The following is a 19,680-nucleotide window of genomic DNA, read 5'->3' on the forward strand; positions in this document are numbered from 1 at the left end:
AATACTGGCTGGAAACCTCCTTTTCCGGTAAGGTCCAACAAAGGGTAAGAGCCTGAAAATCCTCCGCATCATCGCATCGGCAAACCCGACCCATGGAGGGCCGATCGAAGGCGTATTCCGCGTCGGGGCGGAGCTTGAGCGGCTTGGTCATGTCCAGGACGTGATGACGTTGGATCCACCTAGCGCGGCGTTTTTGGCGAAAAGTCCCGCGCGCGTCATCGCTACCGGTAACGATGCGTCGAACGGCGGTACGTTGAGCCACCGGCAAGAGCCGCTCTGGAAGCGCTTCGGCTACGCGCCGAAGGCCATTCCGTGGCTCAAAGCGCATCGGTGCGAATATGACGTGGCTATCGTATCGGGGTTATGGAACTACGCTGCGGTCGCGGCGCGATGGGGACTCGCCGGCGGCAATACGCCCTATGTCGTGTTTACCCATGGTATGCTCGATCCGTGGTTCAACGAACAATACCCGATCAAGGCACTCGCGAAGCAGGCGGTTTGGCTGATCAACGAAGGGCCGTTACTTCGCCATGCGAACCGTGTCTTGTTCACGAGCGAAGAAGAGAAACTGCGGGCGCGAGGTGTGTTCAAACCCTATCGGCTGCACGAGCAGGTCGTCAGCTATGGCGCCCCCGATCTGCTAGCGTCCAACGCCGAACGAGAGGTGGCGACGTTCCGCGCAGCATTGCCAGCGCTCGGCGAGCGGCGCTTCTTGCTGTATCTGAGTCGTATTCACGAAAAGAAGGGCTGCGATCTTCTGGTCGAAGCGTTTGCCGAGGTCGCGCAGCAGGTCACCGATGTAGACCTGGTCATTGCAGGGCCGGATCAGACCGGGCTGAGGTCACAGCTCGAGGCTTTGGCGACACGCCGCGGCGTAGGCCCGCGTATCCATTGGCCGGGCATGCTCGAAGGCGACGCCAAGATGGGAGCATTCCGCGCCGCCGACGCCTTCGTGCTGCCATCGCATCAGGAAAATTTCGGCATCGTCGTTGCGGAAGCTATGGCATGCGGCCGTCCGATATTGATTTCCAACAAGGTCAATATCTGGCGGGAGGTCATGGCTTGTAACGCTGGGTTCGTCGCGGCCGATACGCTCGACGGTACGCGTGAGCTGCTGAGCCGAATGCTAGCCCTGAATGCCGCGGAACGTACCTTGATGGGCGCGCGGGCTCGGGCATGTTTCGTCGAGCATTTCGACATTCGCAATGCCGCTCTTAGCCTCGAGAAGGTGCTGCAGGCCGCAATCGCGGCTTAGCCGCCTAATGCGTTACACCGACAAATATCTGTCTCGCTGTCAGCAAGACGGATCAAATATTGGCTGAAAGGACGTCTGCAATGACAAGTGCGACTGCGCTCGCGGAGGCTGGGCCGAACCAGTACGAATCCCGCTGCGACGGCATCCGCGACGTTACGGTCCTGATCCTAACTTACAATGAAGCGCGACATATCGATCGTGCAATTGCTAGTGTCCGTCCCTTTGCGCGAGAAATTCTTGTCGTGGACAGCTTCTCTACCGATCTTACGGTAGCGATTGCCAATGCCGCCGGGGCGCGGGTCTTGAGCAACGCATTCGTCAATTACTCGAAGCAGTTCCAATGGGGGCTGGATAATGGCGGTATCACGACCGAGTGGGTATTGCGGCTTGATGCTGACGAGATCATAGAAACGGATCTTGCGGCGGTGATTGCCGACCGGTTGCCGGTGATGCCAGACGATGTCGTCGGAGTTAACTTCAACCGAAAGCACATTTTTCTCGATCACTGGGTTCGACGTGGTGGACGTTACCCTCTCGTGCTCTTGCGGCTGTGGCGCACCCGCAAAGGGCGTATCGAAGATCGCTGGATGGACGAGCATGTCGTCGTCTGGGGTGGACGAACGGTGAGTTTCGAGGGCGGTTTCGCGGACTGCAATCTGAACGACCTGACTTTCTTCACTGACAAGCACAACAAATATGCCACGCGTGAGGCTATCGATGTACTTGCCCGCAAATACGGTCTGTTTCCCGAAGATAGGCTATTGACGGAGGGTGATGCGGGACAAGCCTCGTTCAAGCGACATTTCAAAGAAAAAATCTACAATCGCCTCCCCCTCTGGGCTGGCCCCCTCGGGTATTTTCTATACCGCATCATCGCGCAGGGGGGTGTGTTCGATGGCCGTTCGGGGATGATCTATCATGTTCTCCAGGGTTTCTGGTATCGCTATCTCGTAAATGCAAAGATCTACGAATACGAAATGGGGATTTCGTCTTGCGGAAGTAACCAGGAAAGGTTGGATCGCTTGTCAGAATTAACCGGGCACAAGCTCGGTGAATCTGTAGCGTAGTCGATAAATCATGGCGATACTGGACGCAAAAGAGCACCGAACTGCAGGGGGAGGGAGAAGCTTCACCCTGGGCCATATTGCTTATAGACTAATTTGGAGCCTGACCTGGTTGCTCCTGGCATCATGGACGCCGCCACAATTGCGGACCTGGCGGCGGTATCTGCTTCAGGTGTTCGGTGCCCGCATCGCCCCGACGGCAAGCGTGTATGGCAGTGCGAAAATTTGGTATCCGGCTAATTTGGAGATGGGCGATTATGCGTGCCTCGGGCCGCGATCGATCGCTTACTCGATGGCCAGGATCACGCTCGAGCCGCACGCACTGGTTTCACAAGGAGCACATCTGTGTGCCGGTACGCATGACGTGGAGGACGCAAACTTCCAGCTGCGGGCGCGGCCGATCCGTATCCGCAGGCATGCATGGATCGCCGCCGAGGCCTTTGTGGGGCCCGGGGTGACAATAGGCGAGGGGGCAGTGTTAGGTGCACGCGCCTGTGCCATGCGCGATATAGCCGATTGGGCGATTTGCACTGGAAACCCCGCGAAGGAAATCCGCCAACGGCGGGTGCGGTTCAAGGAGGGCTGAGTGCGTAGAGCCCAATGCTCCGCTGGTGGTCGTCATGCCGATTGCGTGCACCCCTGACCGAGGGCGTGGTGAACGGCCTGAGCGTGTTGATCCTGCCAGTCCATAGTGCCGGCTTAGCGGCCGATGCTTTCCCCCAGCAGCGACCGGGCATGCCGCAATCGGTTGGCAGCTCTCTGGAGCACTAAACCCTCGGCGCGCGTGGCAGGCTCTGGTTCAATTGGCGATCCGCGAGGTACGCGACCAAAATCAGTATAAGCCCAGCGAAAGCGAACCCACTCGGTGATCGAGATGCGCTCCAACTGACTAGGATCGGGTAGTGGAGCACGTATATGCCGTAGGAGATCGACGCCATGAAGGCTGCTGGCTTGGCAAGCGGTACGCACCATGACGAGATCGTCGCCCCCAACCGGTTGGAAAATAGCACCAGCATGCCGAGCGCGACTGCAAAATGGCGGAAGGGCAGGAAAGGATAATATCCAAATCCCGCATAGCCGACGATTTCCACTGTCGTCAGCGCGATGACGCAGAGCACGCCCAGCCAGTATAATGGCGGTAGGAACGACCGGTAGTCGGACGCGCCTCGCATATAGGCGTTCGCGGCCATCGCCCCAGTCCACCAAACGAGGAAGTAGGCGGCAACTAGCGAAAGGTGGTTGGGCCAAACGACGTAAGTTATGTACGCGGTGCAGCACGACAGCCCGATGGCCGCCGTTGCAACCCTGGTGTTGCGCGTCCAGGCTTTAAGAACGGCCGGAAACGCAAGATAGAACGCTACCTCGTAAGACAGAGACCATAGCGGATCATTGTTTAGAAATGGATCTGAAACGACACCGGGCTTCAACGCGCTCGAATCTTGCAAGGACAGTAAGGTTCCGAAAAAATCGATAGGCCTAAATTGTTTCAACAATGTGTGGTCAAAATGCGCGACGAGTGCAGAGACTGCCATCGCAATGAGCAGCGCGGGATAGATCCAACGTAATCGGCGCCAATAATACCCCGTAGGCGATAGCGCTCGCCGTCTTTCATTGGCGAAGATCAGGAATCCGCTCAAAAGGAAAAATACTACGACGGCTTCCTGTCCGAACCTGAACATAAGTCCCAAGCCATGGGACGCGCCTCGCGCATTGACGACATGATGGACTACGACATAGATAACTGTAAGAGACCTAGCTACGTCCAGTGCCGCACTTAGTCTCGAACTTAGCTTAGTCCTCAAATCAGTCATCCACGCTCCTTTACCAGGAAAAGCAGTTTCCATGCGTGCGTGGAATAACTTTGAACATACTCAGAGACTTATCTGGGATAACAATTCTTACACTCTTATATCTACTCCGATGTAGCAGACGTATTAGCGCCTGCTTCGAATAATACGCGAGATGGTGCAAAAATCGGGCAGAGCGTTAAGGTGAGGCCGAACGATTTAAATATGAAATATTCAAGATTATTGCCATCGTTTTGAGGCCGGAATACGAGAACATTCTCTTGTATTTGTTTGCTTTTTTGTCAAACTTGATGCGGACTTACAAAAACGAAAATACTAGCGCGATAGTTACATAATGCTATATTTGAGAATATGGGTATCTCTAAGAACATTCAGTATAGCGTTGAGTTAAATGAACAGAGTACGAAAGATCGCAAGTGAAGCGGAGAAATCATGGCTGCCGGCATGCGTTTTTTACAATATAGTGGAGTATGAAACACTCACCAATCTGCAAAGATAGGTGGATCGGTAAATCGTGAATTATGATTCCGATTCAATCGATCGGAAAATCTATGCGCCAAGAATTTACTAACGTTGCATCTTTTTTTCCCTTGTTTTCCACGTCGCAACAATGACTGATTTGATCAGTCGAGTTAGTGCATACGGGGTCTCAAAAACAAGTACGGAACTCTCTTCCTTGAGTCGCTCCAAAAATGCTGTGATCGCTCCCGCGAGGAGTATCGGATGTTTGCGATTGGGTTTGAGCGGTGGCGCAGTTCTTGATAAAAACTATCGCCGATGAGATTAAGCCGTCGTGCGCCAATTTTGCCAGGCACAATAATCCATATTTCGTCAAAATGTGGAGACACGGTTTATGATCTAGGCCACTAAAACGGTCAATTAATTACAACACGTTTACCATATGCCTAGCAACACGAATATGATCCGTATTTCGTTATGATCGTTGATATTTAAAGCGCATGATCGGCCGACGTGAATGACACCCTCGAGAGTGGCAGCACGCAACCGGGAGAATGCAGGGTGGATTCGAGCGATCGACGCCGCGTACAGTGTATTTACATCGTTGGTGAAAAAACCGGCCAGACATTTAGGGAGATTTCCAGGTTTGTTTCGGGCAATGCGGGCTATACTATTCTCAGTCTTCCCGATTTCGACGAGTTCGTGGACGACATCGACACTATCAAGCCGGGATGCGTCATCGTCGAGGCGAGCGCAGCGCAACTGGCGCAACTCGCTCTCGCGCGGGTGGAGAGCGTGCGATCGCCGCCATTATCCCTGATCCTTCTTGGGCGGACGCTCGAGGTTGCGACCGTGATCGAGGCGATGAAGGTGGCGTCGATCCAGTTTCTCGCGCGCCCATTCGATGCGTCGCACCTGCTCGATGCCTTGTTCGAAGGGTTCGAAAGCCTGGATCGAGACCTGCAGGCGACGACCGCGGATCGCGCGAACGTGGATCAGTTGGCCTCGTTGACGCCGCGTGAGCGCAACGTGTTCGAGGGGTTGATCGACGGCCTGTCCAACAAGGAAATCGCGAAACGACTGGCGATCAGCCATCGGACGGTCGAGGTGTACCGCGCCAATCTGGCGGTGAAGCTGCACTCAAAGAAGCCGACCGACTGGGTGCGGCTGAAACTGGGGCTTTCGCCGGGAGCGGTAAATCGACGGCGCGAGGACATATCGGAAGAACCGGCGGTGGAAACCCCGGAGATCAGGGCGACACGTCGATCGTGATCGTGTCGCTGTAACGGCCCGACGGCATGCCTCCGACATCGCCGACCGTGACGCGGAGTTCGAGCGCGACGCCGTCGATCGTCAACGGCGGGGCGATCGTGCGCGACGACGGCCCCGACAGGTCTACGGGTGTTCCATCGATCGCAAGGCCGTAGGGGATACGGGCCTGGCCGGAGTCGCTGCCGACTAGATGACCCGTGTTCGCCGAGACGACGAGCAGATGCGCGACGGTGTTTGCCCGAACCTGAAGCATCGCGGTGCGCTGTTCGCCGGTGGTGAGCGTGCCGAGATCGATCGCCTGCGCCGAGGTTCCGCTGGCAAAACCACTGCTCGTACCCGCGAAGTTCGCCTGGGCGCGGGCGATGCTGCGCAAGACGATCGTCGATGGTGCCGAGACGCTGTCGGCGGCATCGGGCGCCCGGACCATGGCCTGGACGATCCGGGAATATTCACCGGCTGCGATCACCGAATCCTGGTCGACCAGTAATCTCCAGACGATCGTGACGCGGGGCCGCGCGGTGTTTAGGCGGACGGTTGACAGATCAGGCGACAGCCCCGCCACTACGCCGTCGCCGGGTTGCACTTCGATCCGGTACACGAGCGGCCGTGTCGCGTCGCCGAATCGGATCGTGCGCAGTGGTGCAGACGCATCGTCGACCAGCGCGACGGTGGCCTCGCAATTCTCCCCCTCGACCAGATCGACGGTCGTTCGCAGCGATCCCTCGCCGGGGGTCATGCCGAACGGGTCGTAGGCGATGGGGCTCGCGACCAGCGTGCCGATCCGGACATCGCACGCGAACGCGGCAACGGGCATCGCCAACCCCAGCACGATCGCGGCGCCGGGAAGCCAGCGGCTAAGGGCGGACTGCATGAAGCGTACCGACATCGACTATTCCCTTCGAGAGTTCGGAGACGGCGAACTCGACCGTGGCCACGGTTTCGATCGTCACGCGGTAGCGACCGGGCGAGAGATGGTCGGCCGCGAACCGGCCCGCGTCGTTGGTGAAGATCGGCCGTTTGCCGAACGCTTGGTCGCCGATCTTCTCGATGACGCCGGAGTAGTTCGACACCGGCCCGCTGGCGGTGACGATGAACCCCATCGCGATCCGCGACGCCGCCGATCCGACGGCGACTCGGTAGCCCGACGCGGAGCCCGGAAAGGCGAGCAATTGCCCGTCGCCCAGATCATAGCCGGCGGGCAGCGGATCGACGTCGTAGATGTCAAGGATCGGGCTGAAGACCCGGTTGAGCGGCACCAGCGGCGCGCCGAGCCAATCCTGCCGGCCAACCACGTAATCCGCCTCGTCCTTGATCGTGACTGCCGCGCCGTCGAGCGTGGCGTGTCGATCGAAGATCGCGAAATTGCCGACGCCGGGGCGACCGATCGAGACCTTGCCGTCGGCAAAACCGAGAAAGGTCGACGCCCGCAGCCGCGTCTCGCGCGCGCCGATGCCGGTCGGCGAGCGGGAATATTGAAGGTCCTGCTCGATCGACGCGATGAACCGGTTGCCGAAATAGCGCGCATCGCCGGATACGCCCGCGCGCTCGTCGCTGCGACCGAGCTGGATCCGGCCAGACAGGTCGCCGACCTGGTCGATCGGGCTCCGGCTGGCCTCGATCACGCCGGTATTCTGGCGGGTGTCGACTCGCGCTGCGATCGTATCGCGTCGCCCGGTGCGCATCGACAGGCCGAGCAGGCCTTGCGGATGCCAGCCGCCCGGCAGGTTGCGCTCGACGCCGAGGGTGGCCGTCCAGACGAAGCGACCGCGCGTGAGATAGCCGTTCAGGTCGAGGCCTTGCCGTCCGGTGTTGCTGCGCGTGCTGCCGTAGCTTGCGATCGCGGCGAGACCGTAGTTGCCGCGTCGCCAGTCGGCACGGGCATCGACATGCCAGCGCTCGTCGTTGATCCGTCCGTCGCGATCGAAGGGCGAGGAGAAGTCCTTGCTGTAGCGGCTCGACAGGACCGTGAAATTCCAGGTGTCGCGGTCGAGCGTCAGCGTCTGGAGCCAGTCTATGCTGAACGCGGTCCCCTGCTTTCCGTCGAACCGGCTGGTGCTGGCCTGGCCACGGAATAGCCCGATTGGCGTGCCGACCACGCCTTCCCCGCTGACCTGCCAGTTGCCGTCCGCATATTGCCCGCCGGTGCCGAGCGTGAAGCGGTTGGCGAAGCCGTGCCGGATATAGCCGGTCGCGGTCATCGGACCGCCATAGCGGCGCTCGCCATTCTCCTGCCGGCCGAGCGCGGCGCCGAAATCGGTGAGCCCGCCGGCCAGCATCGCGGTCGCGGTGAAGAAAGCTGCCGATGCCACTTCGTGACGGCCAAGATCGTCCTCGACGATCAGCCGGACGTCGTTCGCGCCGAACTGCGACGACAGATCGGTCAGCTGGTAGCGGCCCGGATCGAGTCGCAGGCGGCGCGTCTCGACGCCGTTGGTCTCGACGATGATCGTCGATGGTCGGTCGAGCGTCACACCGCCGCGCCCCGAGGGACGGATATTCTCGAACGGCCGGATCCCCTGATAGTCGCGGGCAACCGCGATGCCGAGGATCGTGTCGCTGCCCTGGAAGCCCGTGATGCGCGGCGTCAGCTCTCCTGCTGCGTAGCGGACAGCCGAGTCGAAATCGTCATAGGTCAGCCGCGTCACCGCTCGATCGAACCCGTAATGCCCGCCGTCATGCTCGGCGAGGACACCGCCCGACCGGAGGGTGACGCCTGGAAACGCGCCGAACGTGACGAACCCGTCCGCCGTCACGCGCAACGGCGACCGTCCGCGGTCGGGCCCGATGTCGATGAATCCCTGGTCGACCGCCAACCCGACGCCGCCCGCGAACCGCGCCTGCTGCATGTATCGCGAAGGATCGGGGCGAACGTCGCCGCGCATGCTCAGCGACTGGAGCGCGAGCGCGCTCGCCGGCACGGTAACGGCAACCTCAAGCGTCGCCGGATCGTAGCCGACGTGGATCGGCGGGACGTCGAGCGCGTCGAAGCGTGCCCGGAGAGCCGGTCCGACTTTCGCCTTCAGCTTGGCGAACAGCGTGGCGTCGATGCTGGGCCCAAGCAGCGCCAACAGGCGGACGGCGTCGATATCGCCATTGCCCGCCGTATCGACGCGAACGCCGATCTCACCAACCAGGCGCCCGTTCACAAGCAACGGCGCGTCGAGGTCGACGAGGCCGCGCGGAACCAGCGGCGGTGTCACCAGGGGGGGTGTCACCAGGGAGGGTGTCGTTGGAGGCGGTGTCGCCGAGGGCGGCGGTATCGCAGGCTGCACATCCTGCGGGACGGTGGAGGGAACGCGCCCGCTCTCCTGCCGGGCCTCACCGGCGCCAGCGACGGCATCGTCGGCCGCAACCAACGCGGCGACGTCCAGCGTCGCGAACGGGAAAACGGCTGCGCCTGCGGCCGAACCGCAGGACAATGCGCAGAGGCAGGCCGCCGATCGCCTTATGTGCCGACGGGCACGCCGACGGGACCGCCGTGCGCGGTCATAGCCCGCGGCCACCTCGCTCCTCCGGAAGAGCGCCGATGATGAGCTGGGCGGGTCCCTTGATCGTGTCGACAAGGGACATTTCGCGCGACGCCCCGGGCATCACGAACACGGCATCGCCATAGCGGATCTGGTCGAGCGCCAACGGTTCGACCTTGTCACCGCGTTTCAATTGCCAACTGTACAGCGTCAGGTCCGCGACGCCGGCGCCGCTGTTCGTCATGCGCCCGTGAAGCGCGCCGTCCTTTCCGAGCACGAGATCGCCGGTCATCGCCAGCGCGGGCTTGAGCGAGTCCGGCTGGACGATCGCGGTGGTGTTGAAATTGAGCGACATCGCCAGGTGGCTCTGCATTGCCGCTGCGGCGTCCTGCTTGACCATCTCGGTGGAATTGGTCTGCTTCACGCGGAGGACGAAGACCTTGCCCTGGTCCATGGTCGGCGCACCGACATAGCGGACCTGCATCAGCTGCGACTTGTTGCCGGCGATGCTGGCTTGCGGCGGGAAGATCAGGAAGTCACTGGGTGCCGGGGTAAAGGTCCGCTTGCCGGCTTCGTCGACCGCAACCGAGAAGGGCTGGAGCTCGACGTTGAGGACTTCGGCACGGGTATTGGTCACCGTGATCCGGGCGGTCGATCGCGCGCCGCTGGGCGTCAGCGTGTAGATCATCGGCTGTACGCTGTAGGCGAAGGCCAGCGTCGAGGTCAGGGCCGTGAGGGCGAGGCTGGCGATGACGCGACGCGATGTTCTCAGCACGATGTTTCCCCCCGGAAAAAAAGGAGGTGGACGCCACCGGATTGCAGCGTCCACCCCAGTAAAATCAGCCGACCGTCACATCCCAGGACTCGCTGTACGTGCCAGCGAGGAACGGCAGCGACTGCAGCGTGACCGAAAAATTGCCCGGCAGGCCGTTGGCGACGGTCGCATCCGGTGCGCCGATACCCGCCGTAATCGCGGCGCTGGTCATGTTGACGTTGTTGAACGGCAGAAGGTTACCGTCGAGATCGAGCGTCAAATTGTAGTGGACCTGCGACCCGGATGGGCCTGAAAAATAGCCGTTTGCTGCATCGACGGTGATCGCCTTGTTGCCGGACTTGTTGCAGGTGACCAGCACGCCGGCGATGTTCTGCAGCGTCTGATGCGCAGGATCGAACGAACGCGCGGTCGTGTCGACTTTGCAGACCGGCGTGATCGTGCCCGACGCGGTCAACGTGGCAGCGCTGGCAACACCTGCAAATGCGGTCGAAGCAACGATAGCGATGGAGAGAATTTTGAGGCTGAGCATGATGAATTCCCGTGCTGTTGATCGACTGGATCGCCGATGGTCGTTGTCTACACACTAGCCTTCGTTCACAAATCGTTCAGTTGAATAGGTCTGATTGACTATCGCTATGGTGTAATTTGCGTTGAACATGCACCGAGAGCGACAAGGCTATTCTTTGTGCCTGGGGTGCCCCGCTGACATTCATCTTTGCATAGATCGACCGCAGATGGGCGCGCACCGTGTTCACGGAGATGTTGAGCGTCCGCGATATTTCCTTCGGGCAGACCGCGTCGGCCACCCCCTGGAAAACCGGCAACTCGGACGGCGTCAGGCCGAACATCGCGCCCGCTATGCTTGCGTCGATCAGGGTGCGCGAACTGATGTCATCGAGCGTGACCAGCAATACCCAGCCACCATCGACGATCGTCTTGAGGATCGTCACCGCGACCCAGCGCGAAACGCCGAAAGGCAGGATCAACGCTGCCACAGCCTCGTCGCGCGACAACGCAAGCGCCGCCTGTTGCTGGAACAAGCGATTGGACGCAGGTTCGGCAAATCGCAGGCGGTGGCCGACATGCGGGGCGACCATACCGGCGTCGAGCAATCGCTGTCCCGCCTGGTTCGTTCGCTGCAGCCGCAGCGCATCGTCGAGCACCAGCCGGGCCTGCGCATCAAGTTCGAACCAGGCCACGCTCCAACGCTGCGCAAGTGCGCTTGGGCTGGGTCGTACCAGCACATTCATTCTGTCGATGACGCTCATAGGACCACCCTCTCGGGCACCTACATCCAACCAATCCAATCGAAGTTATAGTACGTATGGCGACTTAGGTATTGCTCCCTACGTACTTGTCCTTAGTCGATGTCGATGTTGGATCGACGAAGAAGCTGTCGGATGATTGCGCGACGGAGTCTCGAATAGTGTCGGCACCGACGAGTAATACTTCGAGGTCATCCGCGGGGTGGGGGAGCTGCGAAATGGACGCGGATGGCGAGCGCGAACCAATCACGGTCCCCGAAGGCATCCGGAGTTTCGGATTTCCGCGTGCAGCGACCACTGACTGGATGGTCGCGAGAACCGCAGCGAACCCGGCCCAGCTTTCCGGATCAGTGGCCGAGGTGGAAATTGGCTGGGGCGGCAGGGTTCGAACCTGCGCATGGCGGCATCAAAAGCCGCTGCCTTACCACTTGGCGACGCCCCAACAGAGGCGGCCTTATAGCGGGGCGGCGGCCGGTGAAAAGCCCTTGTCGATGTCAATCGGCGAGATGGTGCAGCCAGTTGTTGTCGTCCGGCGCAGTGCCGCGCTGGATCGAAACGAGCGCGTCGCGCATCCGCATCGTCAGCCGCCCCGGCGCACCGTCGCCGATCGTGAAGCGACCCTCGGGGCTGGCTACCGTACCGATCGGAGTCACGACCGCAGCGGTGCCGCAGGCGAACGCCTCGACCAGTCGGCCGCTCGCCGCATCGGCGCGCCACTGGTCGATGGTGTAGCCCTCCTCCCGCACGGTGATGCCCTGTGCACGGGCGAGCGTGAGGATCGAGTCGCGCGTGATGCCGGGCAGGATCGTGCCGGTGAGGGCAGGGGTCGCCATGCTGCCGTCGTCGAACACGAAGAAGATGTTCATGCCGCCGAGTTCCTCGACCCAGCGTCGCTCGGCCGCATCGAGGAAGACGACCTGGTCGCAACCGTTGCGGATCGCTTCGGACTGCGCGAGCAGGCTGGCCGCGTAGTTGCCGCCGCACTTGGCAGCACCGGTACCGCCCTGAGCAGCGCGCGTGTATTGCTGGCTGACCCAGATCGACACGGTCGGGGCGCCGCCCTTGAAGTAGGCCCCGACCGACGAGGCGAGCACCATGTAGAGATATTCGGCCGACGGCTTCACGCCAAGGAACACTTCGGACGCGAACATGAACGGCCGCAGGTACAGCGCGCCGCCGTCGCTGTCCGGAATCCAGTTCGTGTCGGTCTTCACGAGCCGCTCGACCGACTCGAGGAACAGCTCGGTCGGCAGCTCGGGCATCGCAAGGCGCCGCGCCGAATCCTGGAAGCGGCGTGCATTCGCCTCGGGGCGGAAAAGCGCGGTGCCGCCGTCCGCGAGCCGATACGCCTTCATCCCCTCGAAGATCTCCTGCGCATAATGCAGGACGGACGACGCCGGATCGATCGTCAGCGGCGCGCGCGCGGTGATGCGCGCATCGTGCCAGCCCTTGGTATCGCTATAGCGGATCATCGCCATGTGATCGGTGAAGACTCGACCGAATCCGGGATCGATCAGCCGCTTCGCCCGCTCGTTCGCCTCGACCGGAGTCGCGTTCGGCTCATGGCGGAAGGCGGAAGACGGCGTAAAAGCTGGAACGGACATCGAAAATCTCTCTCGTTGCGGGTTGCCGACGACTACGGGCGATGTCTAAACCGGTCAACATGCCTGCCACAGCGTCTCCTGCTTCGCCCCTGTTCCTTCGCGAACCCGAACTCCGCCGCGGCATGGAGCTGCTGTACTTCGGTTATAGCCACCTGACCCGGTCGATCGACCAGGGTCTTGCCGAAGAGGGGCTAGGGCGGGCGCACCACCGTGCGCTGTATTTCATCGCGCGAAAGCCCGACATGACGGTCAGTGAATTGCTGTCGCTGCTGGCGATCACCAAGCAGTCGCTGGGACGGGTGCTGAACGAACTGGCGGACCGCAAGCTCGTTGAAACGCGCCCCGGCGAGCGTGATCGTCGGCAGCGGTTGTTGCGGTTGACGGCAGAAGGTTCGAAGATGGAGCGGGAATTGTTCGAGGCCGCGCGGGTCCGGATGGCCGAGGCGTATGCGAGCGCCGGGCAAAGCGCGGTATCGGGGTTCTGGGCGGTACTGGAAGGACTGGTGCCCGAAGCCGACCGCTCGCAGGTGTTTGGTCTGCGCGGCTAGGCGATCCGCGGAAGGGGCGTCGGAGAAACGCCGGACGATTTGGCGTTGACGTTGCCGCCAGGGTTGTGGCACTCGGCCGACCATCGAAAGCCGGGGCGTTACCCGGCCCGACCGGCGTAGACGCCGCTCGCGGGTGTAGCTCAATGGTAGAGCTTTTGCTTCCCAAGCAAGTGACGAGGGTTCGATTCCCTTCACCCGCTCCATCGCAAACAGCGGTGGTTTCCAGCCTCCTGTTAATCAGCGTTCGAGTCTAGGTGTGGTTTCGACCGGGTCCCAAATAATTCAGCGAAATTAGTAGTTTCCGATGGCTAGCATTGCCTCGCCTGAGCATGTTTGCTCTGGCGCGCGACAGTGATGGCGAACCTAAGGGACCGTTAGGTTTCAAAGTACCATCTTCGGCCGAGCTCACACATTGTCAGGAATGGCGCGCGTTCAATAGCAATATCGACGACCGTCGACGCTGCGAGCGAAAGCGCCGAGGCAGTCTCTACCTCCTTCATCCATTGATCAGGAAAATATCTGGCGTAATTACCGAGAATGTACGTAGCCAAATATATGAGACCGAACTCGTTCACTGACGTCTCGGCAGTGAATTTTATCTCGCTGACGTTGCGTTGGAATAATTGCGGAAACCTGCAGTGACCCAACGGTAAATCCGGCGCATAATTCCAGTTTATGCGATACCCTCGTGCTAACTCTTCAATACTGATATTAGGGAACGCATTTGGTGAGAATGAAAAGAGATCTAACATAAGCGTTAGGGTGTCAGGGTGACTTGGATGGATTACTAACGTATAGTTGGATGTGCGATCAATGGTACTGTGCGTCGACGTGCCAGTCGCGCGTATAACGTTTGCGTGCAACCCCGATTCTCTTAACGTTTGCTCCATTCCCGGCAGGTTGGATAAGACGCTCAATAACGTTCTTCCGCCGGCAGGTATAAGTTCAAACCGATCGTCGACGGGGCCAAGTAAAAGCTCAGACCCTTCCTCAGTGTTTGCTGCGAACGCTGTGATCCTTTTTCCGACGGCGGGTGTTTCGCGCGCCGATCTATGCCAGAGATCAAACGTGCCTTGCCGTGATACTCCGTTGATCATTGGCGCTGCTATCAGCGAACTGGCACTATCCGCGAGGTTTTCATACTTTGAAGGATCCTTGGATTGCTTTAAAATGAGTCCATGGTGAGCGTGCTCCGCGCGCGCTCGGTCAAGACTACTGTCCCCCGACTGCTTTAATAGTATTTCGGCCAGAGCAAAACTCATGACGCCGTAATAGGTAAGGAGTGGTCTAGTCGCTAGGCTGACAGCTCTAGCAGCGATAAGGTATTCTTCGGCTTGGATTAGGCAAAATCGGATTTGTTCGGCCTGTTTTTTCGCATTGCTACGTAGGCTGGCAGGCAGCTGATGAAGATCCATCAGGAATCCGGTAACGTATGGAACATTCTGGAATCGGCGTAGTCGTAACCAAGTCAGCGAGTTCGCTTGGCTTCCTGGAACGGTCGATATCGAATTTATGATCATGATAGGCAACGTGCTAGCTGAGAGCGGCGCTCGAGGCGATTCCTATCACCTCCTTTGTCTGGGTGAGCGCTGCAGTGCGATTGCTCCCAGTACTGCGCTTTCAAGCGCGATATGAGGGAAGCACGCACGAGAACTGCGAAGAGGAACGGTCACTATGGGCAGTTTGCGATACCAGCGCGATACCAACCGGGTTCGCGCTGGGAACGGCGGTCGTTCGTTAGCAGCCGTTGGAAACCGCCCGCAGCCAACCGTTCGGATGTTGCGCGCCCTCCCCCAATTTGCGGCCGACCGTTCAGCCGACCAAATGACGATTGTGGTTGTTGCTGTCGCGGATGGTGGACAGCGCGCTGGATCATCGTCTCGCTTGCGCTGCAACCTTATCCAGTGGAGACACGACCAGTATGGGGGCGACAATTCCGTAAAACCGAATCTAATTTCGATAGCAATAATTGGCCGTGTGGATGTTTGTTTCAGGGTTTGCCGCAATGTATTATTCAAGGGGGAAGTATGACGTCGAAGCGAAATCAGCGGCGTTTGGGTCGTAGGTACAGCACCCAGCCGTCGCATTCTGGAAGCTTGCAACACGCTTTCGTACCTCCTCTGTTGAATCAGCCAACCGATCTAGAAAATTATAGAGACATACGCGCAAGTAGTAGGCATTCACCGGGGGCTTACGAAGGGCAGCTATATTTATATCTGGAGAAAGAAGCATACGCTGACACTTGGCTGCATGGGGGTGAGGTGCCACTAAATCTTGCGAGCACATACTTATCGAGCGAGAGGCGCGAAACGTTCACCCCCGACGAGGTCCGGCAATTTGAATTTCCGGGAGGGGGAGGCCAGGAAGCTCTTGACGCGCTTGGTATCAAAATAGGCCCAAACGTTGATGCGCGGAGTTTGGTTTTCAAGAACTGTACGTTCAACGGTAAAGCAGTAAATGGTACCATTAATTCATATAATGAAGATGCGTACATTTTGTGTTTCTCTACTGCTTGCTCTGAATCGTTGATGAAGCGGTTGGGAAAAAAGATTTGCCTAGAAATAAACAATTTACATCAACTTATACAAACGTTGAATTCGCAGATGGGGGCATCATGCCTCGTTGGAGCGGTTAAATACACCGATGGTGTGGAGAGAGGTCATTTTCTCAAAGGTCAGCAGGATAGTTGGCAGCAGGAATACAGATTGGTCTGGCCAACAAAAGATACTAAAAATCAAGTCTGGGTAAAAATTCTTCAGGGTGTTGCTAGTTTAGTTGATCCGAATGAAATTGTATAAGGCAGGGATATTTACGTTATCTATCGATTATAGGTCTAGGTAGGCTGGCAACGACAGCTTTGGAATTATTAAAGCAGGTGAATCATGCTTCAGAAAAAAGTCGTGGTAAGTGGGGCGGTTTCGACATTTGGCATTATATGGACGCTCATCAGCTCGACTCTGTCCATTATAAATATGCCGTCAGACGCGAGTGACGCGCTCAAGACTCTTTCAAACTCGCCAATAGGTTTGCCGATCTCATTGACTCTTGTAAGTTTAGGAGTTTTAATGTGGAGTGTGCTTTCAAAAGCTGAACCGATCAAAGGGGAGTCTGTCATGTCAGCCACGAAAAATTATCAACAGAACCATAGTGGCGTAGGCCATAACATTATAGCCGACTCGGTGAATATCGGGCAGCCTCGATTTGAGATGAGTGATCACGAAGTAGATAGGATTGTTGCTAATTTGGACATTAACAGGCCGGTTTCTATTCTCTGGCGAAGTCGTGGTCGAGGGGATAAAATTGCTGCCGAACTAATGGCTAGCCTCGTTAAAAGAGGGTTCGTGATCGAACAGAAGCAGTCCTTTATAGAGATGACTGGTGTATCATTTGACACAATTATCACGGTAACTAACGACGGGTTCCGATTTGGGAGCATGACGCTTCTAGGTGGAAGTCAGGCGGTTGCAGTTGACACGGACGCTGCTCTGTAAATTAGTATAACGGCAGTCGAACGCTTTGATTCATGCCGCATCGTAACCGCGCTTTAGCCGTGGAGCCGTAATCTCGTTTGTTTTCAGAGACGTTTGCCCGACGGAACCGCATATCACGCGCAAGGGATATCAATAGCTTGTAAGGCAGGGGGTATCGCGCATAGGTTCCGGCCATGGGCGATCCGACACCGTAGCCGACGACATGGCAGACGCCGAAGTTCTGCGCGCGTATCAGCAGATGACCGGGCGGTCGAAAGACATGGTTGCCAACGCGCTGCTCGCCGAGATCGAGCGGAGTAACCTCGACATATGATGAGCGAGCGCGACGTGTGGGTGAAGGCCGGGGCAATCGTCGCTGAGCATGGCACTTTGACTGCCGAGTATATCACCGAGCAGCTGGGCGACGTGCTCGGCGATCGTACGGCGGTCGAGGACTGGCGCCGCGTTGCTGCGGCTGTCGATGCGATCAACGCGGTCTCGTACATGACGAAATTAACATAAATTTACTACTAGTGATTCGACTCTTCATCGTTAATATGAGATTAACATCTAAATAAGTGGTAGATGATTCGCCACGGATGTGGAGGCTGTTATGGCATTGAAGCGTTTTTTTGCAGTAGCCGGACTATTTGGATCTGCCGTACTAATGGCAGCCCCTGCCTCAGCCGTGGTCTACGACATTCCAATCGGCGTAATTATCGTGCCGCCAACGCAAACGTTTACTCCTGGTTTGACCTTTCTCGAAGCCGGAATGAACGGAGCGAACTTCGAATTTGCAATTTCGCAGGCCATGACGCTGACGGTTAGCAGCTTCACGAACAGTTCGATCGGCGGAACAGGTGTTTTCGATTTTACGTCGATCGCGCTTTACGCCGGAACTGGCGTGGCTGGTCAGTTACTTCAGAGCGGTTTGATTACGGCGGAAGGCAATGCCCGCAGGGCGTCGCTCGATCAGTTTCAGCTAAACCAAGGGCTTTACACGATCGCTTATCGGGGAAATGTCACTGGAGCGCCTGCTGGCGTAGGAAGCAACATTACGTTCGCAGCAGCAGCTTCGCCAGGCGCAGTGCCTGAACCCGCAACCTGGGCGATGATGATCCTCGGCATGGGCGCCGTAGGCTTCGCCATGCGTCGCCGCATCAAGGTGTCGGAAGTAAACTTCACGAACCACGTGCGCGCGATCGCGGCTTCGTAAGAGACCAAATCGACTGCCGACAGGCCGCCCCCTCGGGAGAGGGTGGCGGCTTTGTCATGTTCGCAGCTTAAAGCACCGGTGCGACCATCAAACGCGAGGCGGCGCGATAGTTGAGCGTTCCACGCTTCAGCATCGTACCGTCGCCAAGTTCGCCGTCGCTGCAGTTAAGCAGCCTACCGATGCAGTTGCGGTTCCAGGTTTCGCGCGCCTCCGGTTCCCAGCCTTCCATATAGTCAGCGTGGAAGGTCGAGCCGCCCGGCATTCGCATGCCGGCCATCCGGTCCGACGAGAACCACACCTCGCCGTCGCTCTTCTCGATCGTGTAGACGACGCCCTGCGTGAGCTCCGGGATCATGTAGGGGTGGCTGTCGGGACAGCGCAGCTGCCCGGTCATCTGTCCGTAGGCCCCATGGGTCAGGTGCGAGCGGTGATCTGCGCTGTCGAGCGTGCCGGTCCAGCAGTTGCCAAATCCGATCATTGCCATAACCTGGCCTGCCCCGCCGCAGTCGCCGATGGCCTCACCGATCAGCAGGCGATGGTCGGACGGCCTGCCCGCGGTGATGCAGCGGAAGTGGAACGTGGAGTTTTCCGGCTGCTTCTCCCCCATGCGTTTCATGTCGAAGCCGGAGACGACGCGCAGACCGGTTGGCAAACCGGTGCAGCCCTTGGCCGCCTCCCTGAGGCATTCCGGATCATTGTCGGGCAAGCGCTTGTAGTAGAGCTGTATAAAATCGGGCTGGATGATCTTGCCGGCCGCGGTCATGAGCGCGGGCACCCAATAGGCCGATCGGTTGAGCGAGTTCGAGCAGGTGCTATCCCCTCCTGAGCGTAAGCTGGCGTATGTCGAGGCGTAATTGCCGCGGGTGTTACCGAACCACTGGTGGAGGTGCGGCGAGCCGCCGGGCTGACCCGGGTAGAGGATCGGATCGTCCTGGTTGATCTGGCCAGCGTTGCAGATCATCCGGAAGGCGCCGACCACGTCCGGCTTGCCGGATGGTACGACCGCATTGGCACCTGGCGAAAGGAAGCTCGCTAGGTCGAAGTTGCTGGCGATCGGCACAATGCTCGTCGGCAGCAGTGGCGCGGCAACGGACCGGCGCACGCACCGCTTCACGACGCCGGGTGCCGGATCGCCCATCGTGACGTTGTCGCAGCGGACGTCACCGAGGACCGTCAGCCGCCGCGTCTGGTCGCCTGCACCATAGCGGACCTCGCCCCAGCCGAGACCTTTGCAGCTTTCTCCTTCCTTGGCGCAGTCAGTAAACGCGGCGACCGGCGTGGGTAGCGGGGTGGGAGCAGGCGTCGGCGCGGCCCTGGCCACTAAGCCGTTAATTTGCGCCCAAAGCTCCGCAACCGATTTTGCCGGCGCCTTGCCCGACACTTTGGCGATCGGCGCCTTCAGGTTCGTCAGGGTAAGGCTCTGCGCGACCGCGGGGCTGGCCATCAACAGCGAGGCGAGGATGAGGATATATCGCAT

Annotated in this window: 18 protein-coding genes and 2 tRNA genes; 10 read left to right on the forward strand and 10 right to left on the reverse strand. The window is 58.9% G+C overall.

Annotated elements, in window-relative coordinates:
• The first annotated feature begins 103 nt into the window (after positions 1-103).
• From AC1MH0_RS17895 to AC1MH0_RS17905, 3 genes are all read left to right on the forward strand, one after another.
• The gene (locus AC1MH0_RS17895; RefSeq protein WP_480965784.1) at positions 104-1,255 is read left to right on the forward strand and encodes a glycosyltransferase; all 1,152 of its coding nucleotides are present in this window, start codon (positions 104-106) and stop codon (positions 1,253-1,255) included.
• Positions 1,256-1,335: 80 nt separating this feature from the next.
• Positions 1,336-2,322: a glycosyltransferase family 2 protein gene (locus AC1MH0_RS17900; protein WP_480963867.1), complete on the forward strand. Its 987-nt coding sequence runs from the start codon at positions 1,336-1,338 to the stop codon at positions 2,320-2,322.
• A gap of 10 nt (positions 2,323-2,332) precedes the next feature.
• Positions 2,333-2,905: an LbetaH domain-containing protein gene (locus tag AC1MH0_RS17905; RefSeq protein ID WP_480963868.1), complete on the forward strand. Its 573-nt coding sequence runs from the start codon at positions 2,333-2,335 to the stop codon at positions 2,903-2,905.
• Between the two features lie 181 nt (positions 2,906-3,086).
• Here the strand turns inward: AC1MH0_RS17905 and AC1MH0_RS17910 are convergent, their stop codons facing one another.
• The gene (locus AC1MH0_RS17910) at positions 3,087-4,163 is read right to left on the reverse strand and encodes an acyltransferase family protein (RefSeq protein ID WP_480963869.1); all 1,077 of its coding nucleotides are present in this window, start codon (positions 4,161-4,163) and stop codon (positions 3,087-3,089) included.
• A 984-nt stretch (positions 4,164-5,147) separates the two neighbouring features.
• Between AC1MH0_RS17910 and AC1MH0_RS17915 the strand changes: the two genes are divergently transcribed.
• Positions 5,148-5,858 carry a response regulator transcription factor gene (locus AC1MH0_RS17915; RefSeq protein ID WP_480963870.1) on the forward strand — a complete coding sequence of 237 codons (711 nt, stop codon included), beginning with the start codon at positions 5,148-5,150 and terminating at the stop codon, positions 5,856-5,858.
• On the opposite strand, the gene AC1MH0_RS17920 is transcribed toward AC1MH0_RS17915, so the two are convergent.
• The 7 genes from AC1MH0_RS17920 to AC1MH0_RS17950 all read right to left on the reverse strand — a co-directional run bounded on the left by AC1MH0_RS17920 (position 5,836) and on the right by AC1MH0_RS17950 (position 12,969).
• Positions 5,836-6,744, reverse strand: a complete 909-nt coding sequence (locus AC1MH0_RS17920; RefSeq protein ID WP_480963871.1) for a hypothetical protein — start codon at positions 6,742-6,744, stop codon at positions 5,836-5,838. The genes AC1MH0_RS17915 and AC1MH0_RS17920 overlap by 23 nt on opposite strands.
• Positions 6,713-9,058 carry a fimbria/pilus outer membrane usher protein gene (locus tag AC1MH0_RS17925; RefSeq protein WP_480963872.1) on the reverse strand — a complete coding sequence of 782 codons (2,346 nt, stop codon included), beginning with the start codon at positions 9,056-9,058 and terminating at the stop codon, positions 6,713-6,715. Before AC1MH0_RS17925 ends, AC1MH0_RS17920 begins: the two co-directional genes overlap by 32 nt.
• Before the next feature lie 286 nt (positions 9,059-9,344).
• Positions 9,345-10,100, reverse strand: a complete 756-nt coding sequence (locus tag AC1MH0_RS17930) for a fimbrial biogenesis chaperone (RefSeq protein WP_480963873.1) — start codon at positions 10,098-10,100, stop codon at positions 9,345-9,347.
• Positions 10,101-10,164: 64 nt separating this feature from the next.
• Positions 10,165-10,629, reverse strand: coding sequence for a hypothetical protein (locus AC1MH0_RS17935; protein ID WP_480963874.1), 465 nt, complete (start codon positions 10,627-10,629; stop codon positions 10,165-10,167).
• A gap of 76 nt (positions 10,630-10,705) precedes the next feature.
• Positions 10,706-11,368: a helix-turn-helix transcriptional regulator gene (locus AC1MH0_RS17940; protein ID WP_480963875.1), complete on the reverse strand. Its 663-nt coding sequence runs from the start codon at positions 11,366-11,368 to the stop codon at positions 10,706-10,708.
• 364 nt (positions 11,369-11,732) lie between these two features.
• Positions 11,733-11,807: transfer RNA gene (locus AC1MH0_RS17945), tRNA-Gln, on the reverse strand.
• A gap of 52 nt (positions 11,808-11,859) precedes the next feature.
• Positions 11,860-12,969 carry a branched-chain amino acid aminotransferase gene (locus AC1MH0_RS17950; RefSeq protein ID WP_480963876.1) on the reverse strand — a complete coding sequence of 370 codons (1,110 nt, stop codon included), beginning with the start codon at positions 12,967-12,969 and terminating at the stop codon, positions 11,860-11,862.
• A 59-nt stretch (positions 12,970-13,028) separates the two neighbouring features.
• Between AC1MH0_RS17950 and AC1MH0_RS17955 the strand changes: the two genes are divergently transcribed.
• Together AC1MH0_RS17955 and AC1MH0_RS17960 are read left to right on the forward strand one after the other, a co-directional pair.
• Complete coding sequence (locus AC1MH0_RS17955; protein ID WP_480963877.1) at positions 13,029-13,517, forward strand: MarR family transcriptional regulator; 489 nt, start codon at positions 13,029-13,031, stop codon at positions 13,515-13,517.
• A 129-nt stretch (positions 13,518-13,646) separates the two neighbouring features.
• Positions 13,647-13,720, forward strand: a tRNA-Gly gene (locus AC1MH0_RS17960).
• Between the two features lie 171 nt (positions 13,721-13,891).
• Here the strand turns inward: AC1MH0_RS17960 and AC1MH0_RS17965 are convergent.
• Positions 13,892-15,037 (reverse strand): YaaC family protein, encoded by a 1,146-nt coding sequence (locus AC1MH0_RS17965; RefSeq protein WP_480965785.1) that lies wholly within the window; start codon positions 15,035-15,037, stop codon positions 13,892-13,894.
• Between the two features lie 603 nt (positions 15,038-15,640).
• Here AC1MH0_RS17965 and AC1MH0_RS17970 point away from each other — a divergent pair.
• From AC1MH0_RS17970 to AC1MH0_RS17985, 4 genes are all read left to right on the forward strand, one after another.
• Positions 15,641-16,315, forward strand: a complete 675-nt coding sequence (locus tag AC1MH0_RS17970; RefSeq protein ID WP_480963878.1) for a hypothetical protein — start codon at positions 15,641-15,643, stop codon at positions 16,313-16,315.
• A gap of 84 nt (positions 16,316-16,399) precedes the next feature.
• Positions 16,400-17,008 carry a hypothetical protein gene (locus AC1MH0_RS17975; protein WP_480963879.1) on the forward strand — a complete coding sequence of 203 codons (609 nt, stop codon included), beginning with the start codon at positions 16,400-16,402 and terminating at the stop codon, positions 17,006-17,008.
• Between the two features lie 312 nt (positions 17,009-17,320).
• The gene (locus AC1MH0_RS17980; RefSeq protein WP_480963880.1) at positions 17,321-17,509 is read left to right on the forward strand and encodes a hypothetical protein; all 189 of its coding nucleotides are present in this window, start codon (positions 17,321-17,323) and stop codon (positions 17,507-17,509) included.
• 145 nt (positions 17,510-17,654) lie between these two features.
• Positions 17,655-18,203, forward strand: a complete 549-nt coding sequence (locus AC1MH0_RS17985; RefSeq protein ID WP_480965786.1) for an FxDxF family PEP-CTERM protein — start codon at positions 17,655-17,657, stop codon at positions 18,201-18,203.
• Between the two features lie 67 nt (positions 18,204-18,270).
• On the opposite strand, the gene AC1MH0_RS17990 is transcribed toward AC1MH0_RS17985, so the two are convergent.
• Positions 18,271-19,680 carry a DUF1996 domain-containing protein gene (locus AC1MH0_RS17990; RefSeq protein ID WP_480963881.1) on the reverse strand — a complete coding sequence of 470 codons (1,410 nt, stop codon included), beginning with the start codon at positions 19,678-19,680 and terminating at the stop codon, positions 18,271-18,273.

The organism is Sphingomonas sp. AP28 (assembly GCF_056680455.1).